At 30.6% G+C, this 19387-nt stretch carries 19 protein-coding genes; 9 read left to right on the top strand and 10 right to left on the bottom strand.

The features are described from left to right. Positions 1-59 precede the first annotated feature (59 nt). Entirely contained in the window at positions 60-1730 is a 1671-nt protein-coding gene (gene menD / locus EAH69_RS07280; RefSeq protein WP_121934530.1) for a 2-succinyl-5-enolpyruvyl-6-hydroxy-3-cyclohexene-1-carboxylic-acid synthase, read from the top strand. A gap of 6 nt (positions 1731-1736) precedes the next feature. Beyond that, positions 1737-2285 carry a GNAT family N-acetyltransferase gene (locus tag EAH69_RS07275; RefSeq protein WP_121934529.1) on the top strand — a complete coding sequence of 183 codons (549 nt, stop codon included), beginning with the start codon at positions 1737-1739 and terminating at the stop codon, positions 2283-2285. Positions 2286-2350: 65 nt separating this feature from the next. On the opposite strand, the gene EAH69_RS07270 is transcribed toward EAH69_RS07275, so the two are convergent. The 7 genes from EAH69_RS07270 to EAH69_RS07240 form a co-directional block, all read right to left on the bottom strand. Further along, entirely contained in the window at positions 2351-2902 is a 552-nt protein-coding gene (locus EAH69_RS07270) for a hypothetical protein (protein WP_121934528.1), read from the bottom strand. A 236-nt stretch (positions 2903-3138) separates the two neighbouring features. Next, a complete protein-coding gene (locus EAH69_RS07265) occupies positions 3139-3789 on the bottom strand; it encodes a SanA/YdcF family protein (protein ID WP_121934527.1) in 651 nt (216 codons plus the stop codon). A gap of 108 nt (positions 3790-3897) precedes the next feature. Continuing rightward, positions 3898-4461 (bottom strand): elongation factor P, encoded by a 564-nt coding sequence (gene efp, locus EAH69_RS07260; RefSeq protein WP_121934526.1) that lies wholly within the window; start codon positions 4459-4461, stop codon positions 3898-3900. Between the two features lie 21 nt (positions 4462-4482). Then, the gene (gene lpxA, locus EAH69_RS07255; RefSeq protein WP_121934617.1) at positions 4483-5268 is read right to left on the bottom strand and encodes an acyl-ACP--UDP-N-acetylglucosamine O-acyltransferase; all 786 of its coding nucleotides are present in this window, start codon (positions 5266-5268) and stop codon (positions 4483-4485) included. Positions 5269-5284: 16 nt separating this feature from the next. Beyond that, positions 5285-6673 (bottom strand): bifunctional UDP-3-O-[3-hydroxymyristoyl] N-acetylglucosamine deacetylase/3-hydroxyacyl-ACP dehydratase, encoded by a 1389-nt coding sequence (locus tag EAH69_RS07250; protein ID WP_121934525.1) that lies wholly within the window; start codon positions 6671-6673, stop codon positions 5285-5287. A gap of 6 nt (positions 6674-6679) precedes the next feature. Continuing rightward, positions 6680-7705: a UDP-3-O-(3-hydroxymyristoyl)glucosamine N-acyltransferase gene (gene lpxD / locus EAH69_RS07245; RefSeq protein WP_121934524.1), complete on the bottom strand. Its 1026-nt coding sequence runs from the start codon at positions 7703-7705 to the stop codon at positions 6680-6682. 72 nt (positions 7706-7777) lie between these two features. Further along, on the bottom strand, positions 7778-8989 hold the full coding sequence (locus EAH69_RS07240) for an HD domain-containing protein (RefSeq protein ID WP_121934523.1): 1212 nt from the start codon (positions 8987-8989) through the stop codon (positions 7778-7780). A 173-nt stretch (positions 8990-9162) separates the two neighbouring features. Between EAH69_RS07240 and porX the strand changes: the two genes are divergently transcribed. From porX to EAH69_RS07215, 5 genes are all read left to right on the top strand, one after another. Next, the gene (gene porX / locus EAH69_RS07235; protein ID WP_121934522.1) at positions 9163-10716 is read left to right on the top strand and encodes a T9SS response regulator signal transducer PorX; all 1554 of its coding nucleotides are present in this window, start codon (positions 9163-9165) and stop codon (positions 10714-10716) included. Between the two features lies 1 nt (position 10717). Then, entirely contained in the window at positions 10718-11122 is a 405-nt protein-coding gene (gene tsaE / locus EAH69_RS07230) for a tRNA (adenosine(37)-N6)-threonylcarbamoyltransferase complex ATPase subunit type 1 TsaE (protein WP_121934521.1), read from the top strand. Between the two features lie 13 nt (positions 11123-11135). Next, a complete protein-coding gene (locus EAH69_RS07225) occupies positions 11136-12341 on the top strand; it encodes an alanine dehydrogenase (RefSeq protein WP_121934520.1) in 1206 nt (401 codons plus the stop codon). Beyond that, on the top strand, positions 12338-12712 hold the full coding sequence (locus EAH69_RS07220) for a hypothetical protein (RefSeq protein ID WP_147439107.1): 375 nt from the start codon (positions 12338-12340) through the stop codon (positions 12710-12712). Before EAH69_RS07225 ends, EAH69_RS07220 begins: the two co-directional genes overlap by 4 nt. 234 nt (positions 12713-12946) lie before the next feature. Then, positions 12947-13483, top strand: coding sequence for a lipocalin family protein (locus tag EAH69_RS07215; RefSeq protein ID WP_230466739.1), 537 nt, complete (start codon positions 12947-12949; stop codon positions 13481-13483). A 102-nt stretch (positions 13484-13585) separates the two neighbouring features. On the opposite strand, the gene EAH69_RS07210 is transcribed toward EAH69_RS07215, so the two are convergent. Together EAH69_RS07210 and EAH69_RS07205 are read right to left on the bottom strand one after the other, a co-directional pair. Beyond that, positions 13586-14947, bottom strand: coding sequence for a peptidylprolyl isomerase (locus EAH69_RS07210; protein WP_121934518.1), 1362 nt, complete (start codon positions 14945-14947; stop codon positions 13586-13588). Positions 14948-15065: 118 nt separating this feature from the next. After that, entirely contained in the window at positions 15066-15932 is an 867-nt protein-coding gene (locus EAH69_RS07205) for a beta/alpha barrel domain-containing protein (RefSeq protein WP_230466738.1), read from the bottom strand. Between the two features lie 64 nt (positions 15933-15996). Between EAH69_RS07205 and pepT the strand changes: the two genes are divergently transcribed. Both pepT and EAH69_RS07195 read left to right on the top strand, forming a co-directional pair. Beyond that, entirely contained in the window at positions 15997-17238 is a 1242-nt protein-coding gene (gene pepT, locus EAH69_RS07200; RefSeq protein ID WP_121934517.1) for a peptidase T, read from the top strand. Positions 17239-17328: 90 nt separating this feature from the next. Beyond that, the gene (locus EAH69_RS07195; RefSeq protein ID WP_121934516.1) at positions 17329-18000 is read left to right on the top strand and encodes a head GIN domain-containing protein; all 672 of its coding nucleotides are present in this window, start codon (positions 17329-17331) and stop codon (positions 17998-18000) included. A gap of 48 nt (positions 18001-18048) precedes the next feature. Here the strand turns inward: EAH69_RS07195 and EAH69_RS07190 are convergent, their stop codons facing one another. Beyond that, positions 18049-19338: a hemolysin family protein gene (locus tag EAH69_RS07190; RefSeq protein WP_121934515.1), complete on the bottom strand. Its 1290-nt coding sequence runs from the start codon at positions 19336-19338 to the stop codon at positions 18049-18051. Positions 19339-19387: the final 49 nt, after the last annotated feature.

The raw sequence follows: 19387 nt of genomic DNA, 5'->3' as shown, positions 1-19387 counted from the left end.
AAGGGTTTTGTTTAGTACATTTGCTATTCAAAACCTTTTTTATTTAAAGACATTTTACCTTGAGAAAAATATCTAAAAAACTGAATGTACAATTAATTGCCGAGACATTTTTAGCCTTCGGAATTGATCACATTGTACTTTCTCCAGGCTCTCGTAATGGTGCATTAACCATGCAATTTGCAAATGATAATCGTTTTAAAACATATTCTGTCGTTGACGAACGTTCAGCTGGTTTTGTTGCTTTAGGTATTGCGCAACAAATCAAAAAACCTGTGGTCGTTTGTTGTACTTCAGGCTCGGCAACTGCGAACTACTACCCTGCTGTTACGGAAGCATTTTTTCAGAATGTTCCTTTAATTGTTCTTTCGGCAGATCGACCAGAACATTTAGTTGATAATTTTGATGGACAAACTATTCGCCAAAAAAATATTTTTGAAACTCATAGCGTACATAACGTTCAATTATCTGAAAGTGAAGAAACGGATGATTTAACTCGTAATATGTTGTTGACTAAATATGCGTTAACAGATTGTATTCATAAATCTGCTCCAATTCATATCAACATGCCATTTTCAGAACCATTATATGAATTTGTTACTGAACCTGATATTGTAATTGATAACATTACAATTGATGAGAAAGAATATCCAGAAATTGATGTTTTTGATTACATGCGTCGTTGGAATTCTGCTTCTAAAAAGTTAGTTTTAGTCGGATTACATTCTCCAAACGAAGAATTTAATCAATTATTAACGCAATTAGCAAACGATGATTCGGTTGTAGTTTTACACGAGGTAACATCTAATGTACATCATCCTCGATTTTTTAATAAAATTGATCAAGTTATTTTTCCTTATCCTGAAGAAGAATTGGAAGTATTAAAACCTGAAATTTTATTAACTATCGGACAAAATATTGTTTCTAAAAAAGTTAAACGTTTTTTACGCGAACAAAAAGCGCAACAACATTGGCATTTAGATGAATATTGGCAACCAGATACTTTTCAAATCTTGACAGATAAAATTGAAACTAAACCTGAATTCTTTTTAGAACAATTGGTTACTTTTATCAATCCAAAAGAATCTGATTATTACAAAAAATGGAATCAGATTAGAGTAAATAACGAGAAAAAGCATCAAGAATATATCCAGATGATTCCTTTTTCAGATTTAAAAGCTTTTGATTCTATTATCAGAAATTACCCTGAAAATTGGCAAGTTCAATATGGAAATTCGACTGTAATTCGCTACGGATTATTATTCGATCATAATTCTTCCAATCCTATTTTCTGTAACCGTGGAACAAGCGGTATCGATGGCTCTACTTCTACTGCAATCGGTGCTTGTATTGCTTCTGGCGATAATACAGTGATGATAACTGGCGATATTTCTTTCTTCTATGATTCTAATGCATTATGGAACGCAAATATGCCAAATAATTTCAGAATTATCTTGATAAATAATGGCGGTGGAAATATCTTCAAGTTTATTCCTGGACCTTCAGACACAAATGTCGTTGAAGATTATTTTGAGACAAAACATCATTTAACAGCTGAACATTTAGCAAAAATGTACAATTTTGAATATCAAGTTGTTTCTAATTTAAGTGATTTAGAAAATTCTTATAAAGAATTCTATACTGAAAGTGATCGTCCTAAAATCTTAGAAATCGACACAAGAAATTCAGCCAATGATTCAATTTTAAGAACTTATTTTTCAAGTATAAAATAATCAATTTTGAACGTAAATCTATTTGAAATTAATCCGATTGAAACGGAAAGATTAATCTTAATTCCTTTTACGAAAGAAATTGCACAAGATATTTTAGATTCAAATTTTGAATCAATTGAAGCGCTAAATCTTAAACGAGGAACAAATTGGCCAGACCAAGACATGATTGAAACTTTACCGAAAATCATCTTTAATTTATCTAAAGTTATCGCTCCGACAGGTTTTGAATCATGGATGATTGTTAAGAAAGATACGAAGGAAATTATTGGTGATGTTGGTTTTAAAGGCTACAACACCTTATTCAATAAAGCAAATATTGGTTATGGTATTATTGAAGCTGAAAGAAAAAAAGGATTTGCATCTGAAGCTGTAAAAGCTTTGATTAATTGGGCTTATACCAATGAAGCATTAACATTAATTTCTGCTACAACTTTGATTGATAATACAGATTCAATCCGATTATTAGAACGATTACATTTCATTAAAATAGAACAAGAAAATGATTTTTTCTATTGGGAATTAAATAGAGAAGATTATTTAATAAATTATATATAACAAAAAAGACTTGGAACATTAATCCAAGTCTTTTTTTATATCGATTTAATAACTTAATTAATATTTTATTTACCAACCTTTGGTATACGATACAAATAAATAATTGCTAGGAATTGTAAAATTGATTGTATTAAAAATATAATCGCTTCAATAGGATAAAAAACAATAAGTACAGGAAGGAATTTTAATGAAAGTAAAATTCCTAACAGAAAAAATACTAATAATACATGTTTCATAACAGAAATTCCTTTTCTGATAAGAAATCCAATTAAAAAAACTGAACCTAAAGAAATAGCTCCACCTATTACTTCTCCTATATCTCTTGCAAATAATGAGAAAGAAAAACTAATAATTCCTAATCCAGCAGAAATAAAAACAAAATTAGATGCTGTTATGTATTTTGGATGAATAAATTTATTTTGTTCAATTTCATCAGTCTTTTTAATTTTTAATTCAGTGAGATAATTCTGTTCTAACTCTGAGAATTTATAATTTCTTTCTGTTAATATTTGAAAAGCAATGATTTTTGCATCATTTGTAAATTGACTTTCTGGCTGGATGTATTTTAAAAGAGTTTTCTGATCTAATTTTTCGAGAGTAGTTTTCTTAGCAGTCATTCTAATTGTTTTAGCTAAAATAGTGAAATTTAATTGATGAATAATTTTAAGAAAGCTTATCTACAAAATTCTTTGACAACTATGATTAATAAGTTTAAAGAAGTAGACTAATGCAAAAACGCGTTAGGGATTGTAATGGAAATCCTTTTGTTTTTTTTAATTTCTTTATTAAAATGATACCAAATTAAAAACAAAAGATTGCAGTGAAAAGCCCGACCGAAGGGAACGCCCTAAATTTAAATAATTTCAATTTTTTCACCTAAAAATTTCGGTTCAACACCAAAAAAACTATCAAAAAAAACCTTTACACGAGCAAAATATTCACGAATATTTGTTTTTAAACCTACATTTTTATTAACATCCCTTGCATTATAACCAAATGCATTGATACCATTTTGTCTAGCGATATAAACAGCACGTTCGTTATGAAATTGTTGTGAAACGACAATAAACTCTGACTGGCCAAAAATTTCTTTTGCACGAATCATCGAATCTAATGTTCGAAAACCTGCATAATCTAAATAAATAACATTTTCTGGTATACCATTTTTTACCAATGCTTGTTTCATTGCTTCAGGTTCGTTGTAATTTTTTCGACCATGATCTCCACTTAAAATAAAGTGTGAAATCTTATCTGATTTATATAATTCAGTTGCAGCTTGGATTCTATAAGTAAAATAGAAATTTTGGTACCCATTAATTAAATTTGGTGCAGTTCCTAAAACAACAGCTACTTTTGTTTTAGGTAGTTTATTAACATCTGAAAACACAAATTCTTCAGTGCTTTTTTCAATACGATAATTCGCAAATATTGTGAAAATTATACATACACATCCTAGGATAAAGGTATATTTAAAAGTCTTTTTAAGTATATTTTGTATTTTCATTAAGTTGGTTTTCTTACGACTAAATTAGAAATTTAACTAAGAAATACCAATAAAAAAAACCATCAAAAAAATGATGGCTTAGATATATGAATTGAAAATTTTCAATTATTATTTTACACGCTCTACATAAGAACCGTCTTCTGTGTTTATTTTTACTTTATCACCTTCGTTGATAAATAAAGGAACACGGATTTCAGCACCAGTTTCAGTTGTAGCAGGTTTAGTTGCATTAGTTGCAGTATCACCTTTTAATCCTGGCTCTGTGTAAGTAATTTCTAAAATTACAGTGTTTGGTAACTCAGCAGCTAAAGCAACTTCGTCAGAAGCACGGAAGATAATTTTAACCTCATCACCAGCTTTCATAAATTGAGAGTTTTCGATTAAGTCTTTGTTTAAGTAAACTTGTGCGAAATCTTCATTGTTCATGAAGTGGAAACCATTATCATCTTCGTATAAATATTGGTAGTTACGTGTTTCTACACGAACTTCGTCAATTTTGTGACCAGCAGAGAAAGTGTTATCTAATACTTTTCCTGTAGTTAATGATTTTAATTTAGTTCTAACGAAAGCAGGTCCTTTACCTGGTTTAACGTGTAAGAATTCAATAATTTTGTATGTATCGTTGTTAAAAATGATACATAAACCTTTTCTGATATCAGAAGTTGTTGCCATCTATGCTTTATTTTTTATTTTTTATGATCCAAAACCGTATCCTTTCATTACACCACGCTCGCTTGTGTTGATAAAGTCGATGATTTTATCTCTATGAGCTGATGGCTGAAAATTTTCAAGAATTTGTTCTGTCGCTTGTGAAACGTTATTTTTTTGTTGGAATAAGATTCTGTACATACCTTGAATCTCATAAATTTCTTCTGAAGAAAATCCTTTACGGCGTAAACCAACTGCATTTACACCTGCGTAAGAAACAGGACTTTTAGCTGCTTTAACATAAGGTGGAACATCTTTACGAACTTGAGTTGCACCCGCAATAAATGCGTGTTCTCCAATTTTTGTGAATTGGTGTACAGCACTCATTCCTCCAATAAAAGCATTGTCTCCAATTTCGATATGACCTGCTAATCCACATCCGTTAACTACAACTACATTATTACCTAAAACACAGTCGTGTGCAATATGTGCAGTTGCCATAATCAGACAGTTGTCACCAATCTTCGTGTAACCTAAAGCTTTAGTTCCTTTATTTACAGTAACACACTCACGAATTGTAGTGTTATCACCAATATAAGTTAAGGTTTTTTCCCCTTCGTATTTTAAATCTTGTGGTTCACCTGAAATTACAGTTCCTGGATAAATTTTACAATTTTTCCCAATTCTCGATCCCTCCATAATCGTAACGTTTGGACCAATCCAAGTACCGTCGCCGATTTCGACATCATTCATAATTGTCGAGAAAGGGCTTATTGTTACATTTTCACCAATAATAGCTGTTGGATGTACATAAGCCATCGGATAATTCATAACTTCCATTTGTTTATTATTCTTTAGTAATAACAGCCATCATCTCTGCTTCTACAGCAATCTGATTTCCTACATATCCGTAACCTTGCATATGTACAATACCACGTCTAATTGGCTCTAATAATTCTAATTTAAAGACTAAAGTGTCTCCTGGAACAACTTTTCTTTTAAATTTAGCATTCTCAATTTTCATGAAGTAAGTAGAATATTCTTGCGGATTTTCTAACTCACCTAAAATCAATAACCCACCTAATTGAGCCATAGCTTCTATTTGTAAAACACCTGGCATAACTGGTTCTTTAGGAAAATGCCCTACGAAGAAAGGTTCGTTCATTGTTACATTTTTCACTCCAATTAATTCAGTTTCAGTTTTAGAAATAACTTTATCAATTAATAAAAATGGTGGTCTATGAGGTAATAATTTGATGATATCATTAATATCGTATACCGGTTCTGCATTCAAATCAAACTCAGGAATTTTATTTCTTTGAGCTAATTTGATTTGTTTGCTTAATTTCTTTGCAAAGTTTGTATTAATCTGATGACCAGGTTTTGTAGCAATAATTTTTGCTTTTAACTTAGTACCGATTAATGCTAAATCTCCTACAACGTCTAATAATTTATGACGAGCCGCTTCGTTTGGATGATGTAAAGTTAAGTGATCTAAAATTCCGTTTGGACGAATTGCTACATCTTCACGGTTAAATGCTTTACATAATCTTGCTTTAGTTTCTGGTGTAATTTCTTTGTCAACGTAAACAATTGCATTATCTAAATCACCTCCTTTTACTAAACCTGCTGCTAAAAGTTGTTCTAATTCGTGTAAGAAACAGAATGTTCTTGAATCAGAGATATCTCTTTTGAAGTATTTAATTGATGTTAAAGTCGCGTTCTGAGTTCCTAAAACTTTAGTACCAAAATCAACCATAGTAGTTACTTGATACTCGTCAGCTGGGATAGCCGTTATTTCTGAACCAGTTTCTGGATCAACATAAGTAACGATTTCTTTAATTTTATAATATTCACGTTCCTTATCTTGTTCAACAATACCAGCTTGCTCTATTGCTTCAACAAAAAATTTAGAAGAACCATCCATAATCGGCGGTTCTGCATTGTCTATTTCAATAATACAGTTATCAATATCCATACCTACTAAAGCCGCTAAAACGTGCTCAGTTGTATGTACTTTAACTCCTTTCTTTTCTAAAGTAGTTCCACGAGCTGTGCTTACAACATATTGTGCATCTGCTTCTACTTGTGGTGTACCTTCTAAATCTGTTCTAACAAATACAAATCCTGTATCCGGGTTAGCAGGTTTGAAAGTTAATGTTACATTATTACCAGTATGTAACCCAACTCCTGAAAGTACAGCTTCTTTGGCTAAAGTTTTTTGCTTATCAGACATTAACTTTTACTTTTGTTTGTTTTCTTTTTCTAATTGATCTAATTTCTTCACAATTTCTGGAAATTTACGGAAATATACATAAGACTTTTTAAAGTCAATCGCATTAATTGCCGGAGATCCATACATTTGCTGTGCATCTTTTACATCAGAATTCACACCAGACTGAGCTTGAATTTGTACAAAATCACCAATTTTAATGTGACCTACAATTCCTACTTGTCCACCAATCATACAATTGCGACCAACTTTTGTTGATCCTGCAACTCCTGTTTGTGATGCAATTACAGTATTTTCACCAATTTCTACATTGTGTGCAATTTGGATTTGATTATCTAACTTAGCTCCTTTACGAATATAAGTAGATCCCATTGTTGCACGATCTATTGTCGAACCTGATCCAATTTCTACATTATCCTCGATAACAACGTTACCGATTTGAGGAATTTTAGCAAAAGTTCCGTCAGGATTTGGCGCAAAACCAAAACCATCAGATCCTACTACAACATTGGCGTGAATAATACAATCTTTCCCAATTTCACAACCTTCATACACTTGTGTTCCTGAGTAAATAATTGTATTATCTCCAATTACAACATTTTCTCCAATTGTAGTATTAGGATAAATTTTTACATTATTTCCTAACTTTACATTAGAAGCAATATACGAAAAACTTCCTACGTAAACATCATCTCCTAAGGTGGCAGTTTCAGATATACGAGCAAATTCTTCGATTCCTGTTTTGTTATTTTTTATTGTATTGTAGTGATTTAGTAATACTGTGAAAGCTGAATAAGCATCTTCAACAACAATTAAATTTGTATTAATTGGTTGAGATGGCTCAAAGCTTTTATTTACAATTACAACCGTAGATCCAGTTGTATAGATGTATTCTTCGTATTTAGGATTTGCTAAAAATGATATACTCCCTTTCGCACCTTCTTCGATCTTAGACAATGTCCAAATCTCAGCTTCAGGATTACCTTTAACCTCTCCGTTTAATAAGTTTGCAATATCTGCAGCTTTAAATTTCATAGTCTGCAAAATTAAGTATTTTAATTAAATTTCTAAACGATTTCTTTCAAAAATTAACAAATTTGTCAAACATCATTTTACTTTTAGGGTATGATAATGATATTTTACAACGTCTTTTTTCAAAACTTCTCTCAATAAACTTTGTTCAGATTGCGTAATTTCTTTAATAATTCCGTTTTTAAACAATAATTTAATTGGATATTTATCTACCTGATATGCAGTTATTTTTATTTGAGATTGTTGAACAAAATAACTTGAGTCATCAATTTTTAAAGCTTTTTTTATTCGATCTTCTTCCTTTTTAACCTCAACTTCTGATAATGGTTCTAAAAGTAAAATCGATTTTGGTAGTTCACGTTCAACAATTGCCTTTGCTAATTTACTTAGGATAATATCATCATGATTTTGCCATTCTTTAATTGCTGACATTACATCACTATCATCTAAACTTGTAAATAATTCTAAACCTTTTTCTGATAGTTTTCCCTTTTCATGACCTTCTAAAAAATATGTAAAAGCTGATGTTGCAAATAGTTTTTCGCCTGCAGTAACTAATTCTTTTGCTCTCCTTAGTACTTGAATTAAATAATTCTCAGCAGAAAATGATGTTTTATGTAAATACACATTGTTATACATAAATATGCGAGCCATTAAAAATTTTTCTACAGATGCAATTGCTTTCGCATCAATAACTAACTCATCATCACTAACATTTAAACTAGAAAGTATACGTTCAGGATTAATATTACCTTCTACCACTCCAGTAAAAAAACTATCTCGTTTTAAATAATCTAAACGATCTACGTCCAACTGACTTGAAACTAATTGAGATAAAAACTTCCTTGAATGTTGTCCTTTAAAAATCTGTATTGCATCTGTTAATTGACCATCAAATTCTTCATTCAACTTTTCCATCAATTGCAAAGAAACCTCTTCATGATGCGATCCATCAATAATTGAATATTCTAAAGAATGTGAGTATGGCCCATGTCCCAAATCATGTAACAAAATCGCTACATAAGCTGCTTTTTCTTCATTTTCTGAAATGTCTACACCCTTTTCTTTTAATACGTTTATTGCAACTTGCATTAAATGCATACAACCTAACGCGTGATTAAAACGGGAATGTTTGGCTCCTGGATAAACTAATTCTGTTAATCCATTTTGAGAAATACGACGAAGTCTTTGAAAATAACGATGCTGAATAATATCGTAAACTAATGCATTCGGTATTGTAATAATTCCATGTACCGGGTCGTTTATGATTTTGAATTTATTCTTCATTTATAGTGGTGAATTACCAATTAAACAACAAAGATAATGATATTATAAGTAACTATAAATTTGATTTTTTATAAGGAAAATCTTAACAAAGAATTTGGAAAATTTATGCTTACAAAATCTTTATATTTGGAATAACTGTGACAATTTATAACACGTAATAAAACAAAAACAATATGCCAATTAAAATACTATGGGTTGATGATGAAATTGACTTATTAAAACCTCATATATTATTTCTTGAAAAAAAGGGATACGAAACAGCAACTTGTAATAACGCAACAGATGCATTAGAAATATTAGAAAATGAGAATTTTGATGCAATTTTAATTGATGAAAACATGCCTGGCTTAAGTGGACTTGAAGCTTTACCAAAAATTAAAGAAATTCGTCCAAATGTACCTGTAATCATGGTGACTAAATCGGAAGAAGAACATATCATGGAAGATGCAATTGGGAAACATATCGCAGATTATTTAATTAAACCTGTAAATCCCAATCAAGTACTTTTAAGTTTGAAAAAACTTTTAGATAGTTCTAAAATCATTTCAGAGAAAACTGTTATCAACTATCAGCAAGAGTTTAGAAATATTGCTATGGATATGATGAATGCTCGGGATTATGAAGATTGGCAAGAGATTTATAAAAAACTTGTGTATTGGGAATTAGAATTAGAAAATATTGAAGATACTGGTTTGGTTGATATCATCGAAAATCAGAAAAAAGATGCGAATGCTGCCTTCTTCAAGTTTATTGAACGAAATTATCAAGATTGGTTATTTGATGAAGATGATGCACCGATTTTATCATACAATGTTTTCAAGAAATTAGTAAAACCACATATCTCAAAAGAAGAAAAGGTTTTATTAATTGTAGTTGACAACTTACGTTATGATCAATGGAAAACGATAGAACCTATTTTCAATAAATACTATAATCAAGAAAAAGAAAACTTGTATTACAGTATCTTACCTTCTGCAACACAATATGCTCGTAACGCACTTTTCTCGGGAATGATGCCTTTAGATATTGAGAAGAAATATCCAGAAATCTGGTTAAATGATACTGAAGAAGGAAATAAAAACATGCACGAAAAAGAATTTTTAGCTGATCAATTAAAAAGACTTGGTATGGGAGATATTTCTATGAATTATTTCAAAATTTTAAATTCAGATTTCGAGAAAAAAATAGCAGACGAATTTAACAATTACAAAAACAATGATTTAAATGTTATTGTTTACAACTTTATTGATATCCTATCGCACGCAAAAACAGATAACAGAATTATTGGAGAGATTATTCGTGATGATAAAACATATCGTTCAATAACTAAACACTGGTTCGAGAATTCTTATCTAATGGATATTGTAAAAAAATGTGCTCAAGAAGGAATTAAGATTGTTGTAACTACAGACCACGGAACTATTTTCGTAAAAGAACCAACTAAAGTTATTGGTGACAAAGAATCTAGCACAAATCTACGTTACAAACTAGGAAAGCAATTACAATATGACCCGAAAGATGTTTTAGCAATAGATCAACCAGAAAAGTTCCTTTTACCTAAGGTAAATGTGACATCTAAATATATCTTTGCAAAAGAAAACTTATTTTTAACGTATCCTAAAAACTACAATCACTTTGTAAATTATTATAAAGATACGTATCAACACGGTGGAATTTCGTTAGAAGAAATTATCATTCCACTTGTTGTATTAACGCCAAAGAAATAAAATGGAATATAAAATTAATGGTTTAGGGGAAATCCCAGCGGTAGCTCAGCAAATTATCGATCAATTAAAGTATAAATTAATCTGTTTTGAAGGTGAAATGGGAGCTGGTAAAACAACTTTTATCAAAGAATTTGTTCATTTATTAGGAACGGATGACGAAATTTCCAGTCCAACTTTTTCTATTGTGAATGAATATGATACAAACAATGGCAAAGTTTATCATTTTGATTTTTATAGATTAAATGATGAGGAAGAAGCTTTAGATTTTGGTATCGAAGATTATTTTTATTCTAATGCTTATTGTTTGATGGAATGGCCTTCGCGTGTAGAGAATTTAATTCCAGAAGAACATCATGTGATTACAATTGAAAATCGTGATGGAGTTCGTTATTTAACACTAAACTAATTGTAACAATTTTATGGAAGATCAACCTATTTTTACACCATTTTCTCACGAAGACTTAATCCCTCAACCCGAATGTTTAGAAATTCCACGTAAAAGAGAAAGTTTTAGCATTGGAATTCCGAAGGAAACAAATAATCAAGAAAAACGTATTTGCTTAACTCCAGATGCAGTTGAAGTATTAGTCAATAATGGACATAAAATTTCGATAGAAACTGGCGCTGGTGAAGGTGCTAATTTTACAGATCAGGAATATTCTGAGGCTGGAGCTGAAATTATATATAGTTCTCAAGCTATATTCGAAAAACCTGTTATTTTAAAAGTTGGTCCACTAACAACTGAGGAAATTGAATGGATAAAACCTAATACATTTTTAGTATCAAGTGTTCCTTCAAATTCTTTAAACAGAGAATATTTTACAGAATTATCTAAAAAACGTATCACTTCTGTAGGTTTTGAATTTATCAAAGATGAACAAAATCAATTACCTGTTTTAAGACTTTTAAGTGAAATTGCGGGAACAACTGCTATATTAGTCGGATCCGAATTAATGTCTACAGTAAACGGTGGAAATGGAATATTAATGGGTGGTGTTACCGGAGTTAGACCAACAGAAGTAGTGATACTTGGAGCTGGTACAGTTGCAGAAAATGCAACAAGAACAGCAATTGGCTTAGGCGCTTCAGTACGTGTATTTGACAATTCATTATCAAGATTAAGAAGATTACAACAAAATATAGGTTATCGAGTACCAACATCAACGATTGACCCTAAAGAATTAGGCAAAGCATTAATGCGTTGTGATTTAGCCATCGGAGCTTTACGAGGAGATACAAGAACACCTTGTGTTGTAACTGAATCTATGGTTAAAAAAATGAAACCAGGAGCAGTAATTGTTGATATTAGTATAGATCAAGGTGGTTGTTTTGAAACTTCAGAAAACACAACACATGACAATCCAACTTTTACAAAACATGAAATCATTCATTACGCAGTATCTAATATAACATCTCGCGTTTCTAGGACTTCATCTAAAGCTTTAAGTAACTATTTCTTATCTTACTTATTAATGATTGCCAATGAAGGTGGATTTTCTACCGTGGTAAAAACAGATAAAACTGTAAGAAATGGTGTATATTTGTACCACGGAAGGGTTGTAAAAAAGAGTTTAAGTGATTGGTTCGATCTACCCTTTCATGATATAAATTTATTGATAGTATGACGTTTACACAACGATTAATTAAGTATTTGATGGGTGTTTCTATCGGATTAGTTTTTGTCGCAATGGCATTTGGTCCTAGAGCATTTTCTTGTAATTATTTCCCTAATGCACGTGTATTAGAAGAAGCAACAGCGAAGAATTTAAAACTTTCTAATGATGCGGCTACTTTTTTTGAAACTGAAAAATTAGATTCAAATTTCTTACAAAAGAAATTATTCAAGAAAAGTAAAATTGATTTCGATAAATCAAATAAAGATGGTGTTCCATGCCGTACTTATTTAGCAGATTATAATGACGACACTAAGAACTACCAAATGGTTTTTGAAGTTTGTAGAGAAACATCAAAATTAGTATCAATTACAAAAAAATAAATTAAAGCGTTATATCAAATGGTATAACGCTTTTTTTTTTTGAACATTATTTATATTTAAAATCCAACATAAACCAATTCATAATTAATTTCTTACCTTAAAGATATTCAACTATCTTTAATAGATATAAAACACAATAAAATCAATTAATCCACTGATAATAGCAAAAAACAAGTAAATTACTTGTAGTTTTGGACAGATAATTGATAGTTTAAACTATAAATCTATTACGATATGAAATATAAAAATATGGCACTTGCAGGTTTAGCATTAGGCGCTGCAGCTTATTTTGTAAAAAGTCGCACAAATAAAAATTTAGCTTTTGAGGTTGTACCTGATTTTGATGTAGAAAAATACCTTGGTCTTTGGTACGAAATTGCTCGTATGGATTTTTATTGGGAAAAGGATAAAACTAACACTACAGCAAGATATTTATTGAACGAAGATGGAACAATTCAAGTAATCAATCGTGGATACGATGAGAAAAACAAAGAATGGAAAAAATCTAAAGGTGTTGCTACGCAAGTGAAGGAAGGATATGGAAAATTTAAGATTTCTTTTTTTGGACCTTTAAATTCGCCATACAACATTATTGATTTGGACGAAGATTATCAGTATGCGTTAGTTGCTGGGAAAAATACAGATTATCTTTGGATTTTATCTAGAGAGAAACAAATTCCAGATAATATTAAATCTCGTTTTTTAGCAAAAGCTGAGGCTTTAGGTTATGAAACTGATCAATTAGTTTGGCCTACACACGAAAAAATATAAGATTTAAATCACTCATCAATTGAGTGATTTTTTTTTATATAAAATTAAGAAAGTAAAAAAACCACTCGATTGAGTGGTTTTTATTTGGATAAGAATCCTATATTATTTCTTTTCCCAATTGATAGGGAATTGACAAGATTTGTAATCTTCACCAATTTTGATGAAAGAATCTGGCACTTGTTTTTTAACCCAATCAACTAATACATCTTGTTCTTTATAACGAATTGCAAACTGCTTAATTCTATAGTAATCGTCTTCGTAATTTACTTTATGTTCAGGATAAATACGGTTAACACGCATTAAACGAACTACTTTTTTGTTTTGGTAATCATCAACAAAAACAGTAGACAATTCTCCTTCACCTACACCTGTTACTGCAGAAAACTCTCCTAAAGGTAAATTAATTTTCTCAAAACGATCTTCACCAGTTTGAGGGCTCATTAAGTTTCCTTCGTTGTATTTTGTAAATTTATCATCAGAAAAACGAATTGCAGCATCTTTAAAAGTCATTTTACCTTCGTTGATTAAAACACGAATTGAATCTAACTTTTCAGTTGTTTTAGCCATTTCATCTTCAGTAGGTTTTAAAGTTACTAAGATGTGACGTAAATCTAATTCTTGTCCACGACGTTTATCTAATTTAATAATATGGTAACCATATTCAGTTTTAAATGGATCAGAAATTTCACCTTCCTCTAAGTTAAAAGCAACTGCATCAAACTCTTTAACCATTTTCCCACGCTGAACTTTTAAGTACTGACCTCCATTATTAGCAGATCCTGGATCCTCTGAATACAAAATTGCTTTAGTAGCAAAAGATGCTCCTTCTTCAATTTCTTGTTTAATTCCTTTTAATTCGTCAATAATCTTTTGCTCATTTTCTTCAGAAACTTCTGGATATAAAATGATATGACTTAATGTAATTTCTTCTTTTACGTCTGGTAATTCAGTTTTATTTTTCTCGAAAAACGTTCTTACTTCTTCTGGAGTTGCGTCTAAACCTGAAACTAACATTTCTCTTTTACGACGAGAGAAAATATTATCTTCAACGATATATTTCATTTCGTTTTTCATTTCAGCCATTGTACGGAATCCGAAGAATTTCAATACATTTTCTTCACCTCCACCTCTTTGCTTAAAATCTTCAATTTGTGCATTTAAAGAACGAGTAACTTCATCTTGGCTTACAGAAATTAAAGTATCATGTTTCGCACGATCAATTAACATCTTTTCCATTAAGATGTCGTTTAAAAATTCACATTTATCAGCAACTTGTAAACCTTGTTGTTTTGATAAGATGTAATCTCTTTCCACATCTGATTCTAGTACAATTTGATCACCAATAACAGCGGCAATTCCATCCAATTTCGTAGATTTCGCTGATTGTGCGAAAGTATTAACAGTAACAAATGTTGTTAAAAACAACATCATACATGCTCTAAAGTTCATATACTTTGATTTCATTAATTTTTATAACTATGTATACGTTGGTAACGCATAGCAAATTTAACTTTTTTTGTTAAAGTCCAATATATTTATACTTCCTTTAACAAAAGAATAAAGTTTTATTTTAAAATTGACACTAAATCAATCCAAATGTTTTTAAAGAAACATTCCAAGAAGATTCAAAATCAAAAAGATTTAATCCATGTTTTTCTTTGTGTTGATTTGCAAAACTTATCAATTTTTCAGTAGGCATATTTCCAACCATATCACTTTTAGACATCGGACAACCTCCTAATCCTTTAATAGCTCCGTCAAATCTTCTACAACCATATTCATAAGCTGTATCAACTTTTACATTCCAAGTATCGTATTCCGTATGGAAATGCGCACCAAATTCAATTTCAGAGTATTGAGGGATTAAATTTTGATATAAATCTTTAATCACATCTTTTTCGGCCACACCAATTGTATCTGATAAATTAATCATCTTAATACCAATATCAGCAAATCTTTTAGTCCAATCTTTCACAAAATCTGTCGAATATTCTTCACCATATGGATTACCAAATGCCATTGAAAAATAAATTAATAATTCTTTGTTATTCGCATCAGCAATTTCTTTAATATCCTTTGCTAAAGAAAAAGCCTCTTCCCTACTTTTATTTGTATTGTAATTCTGAAATTGTTCAGAAATAGAGAATGGAAAACCTAAAATATCTACTTTTTCGTGTTCTGCACCCTTCTTTGCTCCGCTTAAATTCGCAACAATTACAGATAATTTAGATTTTGTTTCACCTAATTCTATATTATCTAAAACTTCTTTTGTATCTGCTAATTGTGGAATATTTTTAGGAGATACAAAACTTCCACAATCTAATGCTTCAAAACCAACAGTCAATAATCTATTAATGTAGTCTATTTTTTGTGCAGTTGGTATAAATTCTTTACGTCCTTGCATCGCATCACGAGGACATTCTATAATTTTAAAAGTTCGTTCACTCATTTTTATGGTTTATTTGCGCATTAAAGGTATATAATTTACTAATTTTGACAAAAATTAAAACGCAATGCAAACAGAATGGAGAGAAAAGCTTGTAAATCGCTTTTTAAAATACGTTAGTATATACACTGAAAGTGAAGCTTTTTTAGAAAAATTCCCTAGTACAGATCGCCAATGGGATTTAGCTAATTATTTAGTTGAAGAATTAAAATCGATCGGATTAGAAGATGTTTCTATTGACGAAAACGGATATGTTTTTGGTTACGTACCTGCAACAGTAGACCACGAAGTACCAACAATTGGTTTCGTTTCTCATATGGACACATCTCCAGATTTTACTGCTGAAAATGTTAAACCTCAGATTTGGGAAAATTATGACGGTGGAGATATCAAGTTAAATGAAAACATGATTTTATCACCTTCTGAATTCCCTGAAATTTCTCAATACAAAGGTCAAACTATCATCACAACTGATGGTACAACTTTATTAGGAGCTGATGATAAAGCCGGAATTGCTGAAATCGTTACTGCTGCTGAATATTTAGTTGCACATCCAGAAATTAAACGCGGACGTATCGCTGTAGGATTTACTCCAGACGAAGAAGTTGGTCGTGGAGCAGATTTCTTTAATGTTGAGAAATTTGGAGCTGAATGGGGTTACACTATGGATGGTTCTGAAATTGGAGAATTAGAATACGAAAACTTTAATGCTGCTTCTGCTATCGTTACTTTTAAAGGTAAATCTGTTCACCCTGGTTATGCTAAAAATAAAATGATTAACGCTGCAAATTTAGCAATGGAATTCGCTTCTCAGTTACCAAATGATGAAGTTCCTGAATTAACTGATAAGCGTGAAGGTTTCTTTCATTTAGCTAAAATGACTGGATCTGTAACCGAAGCTAAATTAGTTTACATTATCCGTGACCACGATATGGAGCAATACGAAGCTCGTAAAGCTTTATTCTTACAAATCGCTGCGGATATTCAAGAGCGTTTTGATCATGAAGTTGTTGTAGCAACAGTTGAAGATCAATATTTCAATATGATTGAAAAAGTGAAAGAAAAATTTCAATCAGTTGAATTAGCTGAACAAGCTTTAAAAGATTGTGGTGTTACTCCTAATATCAAACCTATTCGTGGTGGTACAGATGGTGCTCGTTTATCATTTATGGGATTACCTTGTCCAAATATTTTCGCTGGAGGACATAACTTCCACGGACCATACGAATATGTTCCTGTTGAATCTATGGAAAAAGCAACAGAAATTATCGTTAGAATTGCAGAATTAACTGCTGAATCTGCGAAATAAACGCTTAATAGACATTAAAAAATATTTAGTTTTCTTATTTTGGTTTGAAATTTGTAATTAATCAAATCAAAATTTGAAAACTATTTTTTTATGAAAAACTTATTCATTACTGCCTTCACATTACTTACTGCACAGATTTCTTTCGCTCAAATCGAGAAAAATGTCGGTGATTATAATTCATTAAAAGTTTATGATCGTATTGCTGTAGAATTAGTAAGCTCTAACACAAATAAAGTTGAAGTTTCTGGCGAACTTGAGAACGAAGTTGAAGTTGTAAATAAAAACGGTGACTTAAAAATTAGAATGAATGCTGTAAATCTATTACAAGGTTCTAAGGTTAAAGTTAAGGTATATTACAAAAACTTATACGATATACAAGCAAGTCAAGGTTCTATGATTTTCTCTGACGATAAATTCAAATCTAGTATTTTAAAATTATCTTCAAACGAAGGTTCATCTATCAAATTAGATGTTAATACGAAGAAAATTGATGCTAAAATCAATTCTGGAGCTGAATTAATCCTAAATGGAAATGCTGATGCTTTAACTGTTAATGCAAATTCTGGAGGGAAATTTTATGGAAAAACGTTAGATACTGAAAACGCAACTTTAACAACAAACGCTGGCGGTATAATTGAAGCTAAAGTAAGCGAATCTGTAGATGCGAAAACAAGAGCTGGTGGTACAATAGATATTTACGGAAATCCACGAGTGAAAAACGATAAAAAAATTGCAGGAGGTTCTATTAATTATAAAAGTTAATAATTCATTCTATATTAAAAAAGTCGCTCAATGGAGCGACTTTTTTATTTATTCTTCAGATTCTTCTTTTTCTGTTATAATTGCTAAAATTTTATCTATTCGATTTCCATCTTTATCCATAATTTCAAGAATCAGATTGTCAATCTTAATTTTATCTCCAACCTTTGGCATTTCTTCTGTTTGGTTAAAAAATAAACCAGAAACTGTTACATAAAGATTTTCTACATCATCATTTACATCTACTCCAAAAAATCGTTCAAATTCATAAATAGAATATTGTCCATCAATTAAAAACGATCCATCTTCACGTTTAATTATCTCATAATCTTCGGCTTCATTTTCTGGAGTTTCACCAATCAATTCATCCATAATATCGTTGATTGTTACAATTCCGGCAGTCGTACCATATTCATCAATCATCACAGCAAAGTGCGAGTGAGAATTTTGTAATCGCTCTAATAATGGATAACAAAACGAATTTTCATTCACAAAAATTGGTTTACGCATGAATTTTTTCAACTGAAACTCTTCTCTGGAAACCCCAAATAAATCTTTTAAATGAATTACCCCTACAACTTCATCAAGATTATCGTTTTTTACAATGGGATAACCTGAATGTTTATCCTTTTTGATTTTAGATCGAACTTCATCGTAAGTATCATTAATCTTTAAAAATACAACTTCTGATCTGTGAGTTGCTAAAGTATTTACACGACGATCTCCTAACTCAAAAACACGTTCTACAATTTCGTGTTCTTTTTCTTGAATTTCACCTCCTTCTGTACTTTCTTTTATTATAGATTTAATTTCTTCTTCAGAAACTACTTCAGTATTTTCTTTTATTCCTAAAATTTTCAATAAAATATTGTTCGTAAAACTTAATAACCAAACAAATGGAGACGAAACTTTAGATAAAATACTCATTGGCTTAGCCAATGTTTTTGCTATTGTTTCAGGAAAAGTCATTCCTAAACGTTTTGGTAACAACTCACCAAAAACAATAGAAAAATAAGTGATTATTATAATCATCAAAACTGATGAAGCTGATTTTGCATATGGTGCTATAACTGGAATTTGAGCTAATAAATCAGCTAAATCCTTCGTTAATGCATCACCAGAGAAAACCCCTAATAATATTCCTATTAACGTAATACCAATCTGAACAGTTGATAAAAAAGTATCTGGTTTTTCTGCTAATTCTAACGCTGTTCGTGCTCCAGAACTTCCTTTCTTTTTCTCATTCTCTAATTTAAATTTTCGAGCAGAGACTAAAGCCATCTCCGACATCGAAAAAACTCCATTTAAAAGAATTAGGACGATTAAAATAATTATTTCCACTTAATATGTATAAATTTGTTTAAAATTAAGTATAATTTTAATATTTATT

It is taken from the genome of Faecalibacter macacae (genome assembly GCF_003687725.1).
GTDB classification, from domain to species: domain Bacteria; phylum Bacteroidota; class Bacteroidia; order Flavobacteriales; family Weeksellaceae; genus Empedobacter; species Empedobacter macacae.
This window is presented reverse-complemented; position numbering and strand designations above follow the sequence as displayed.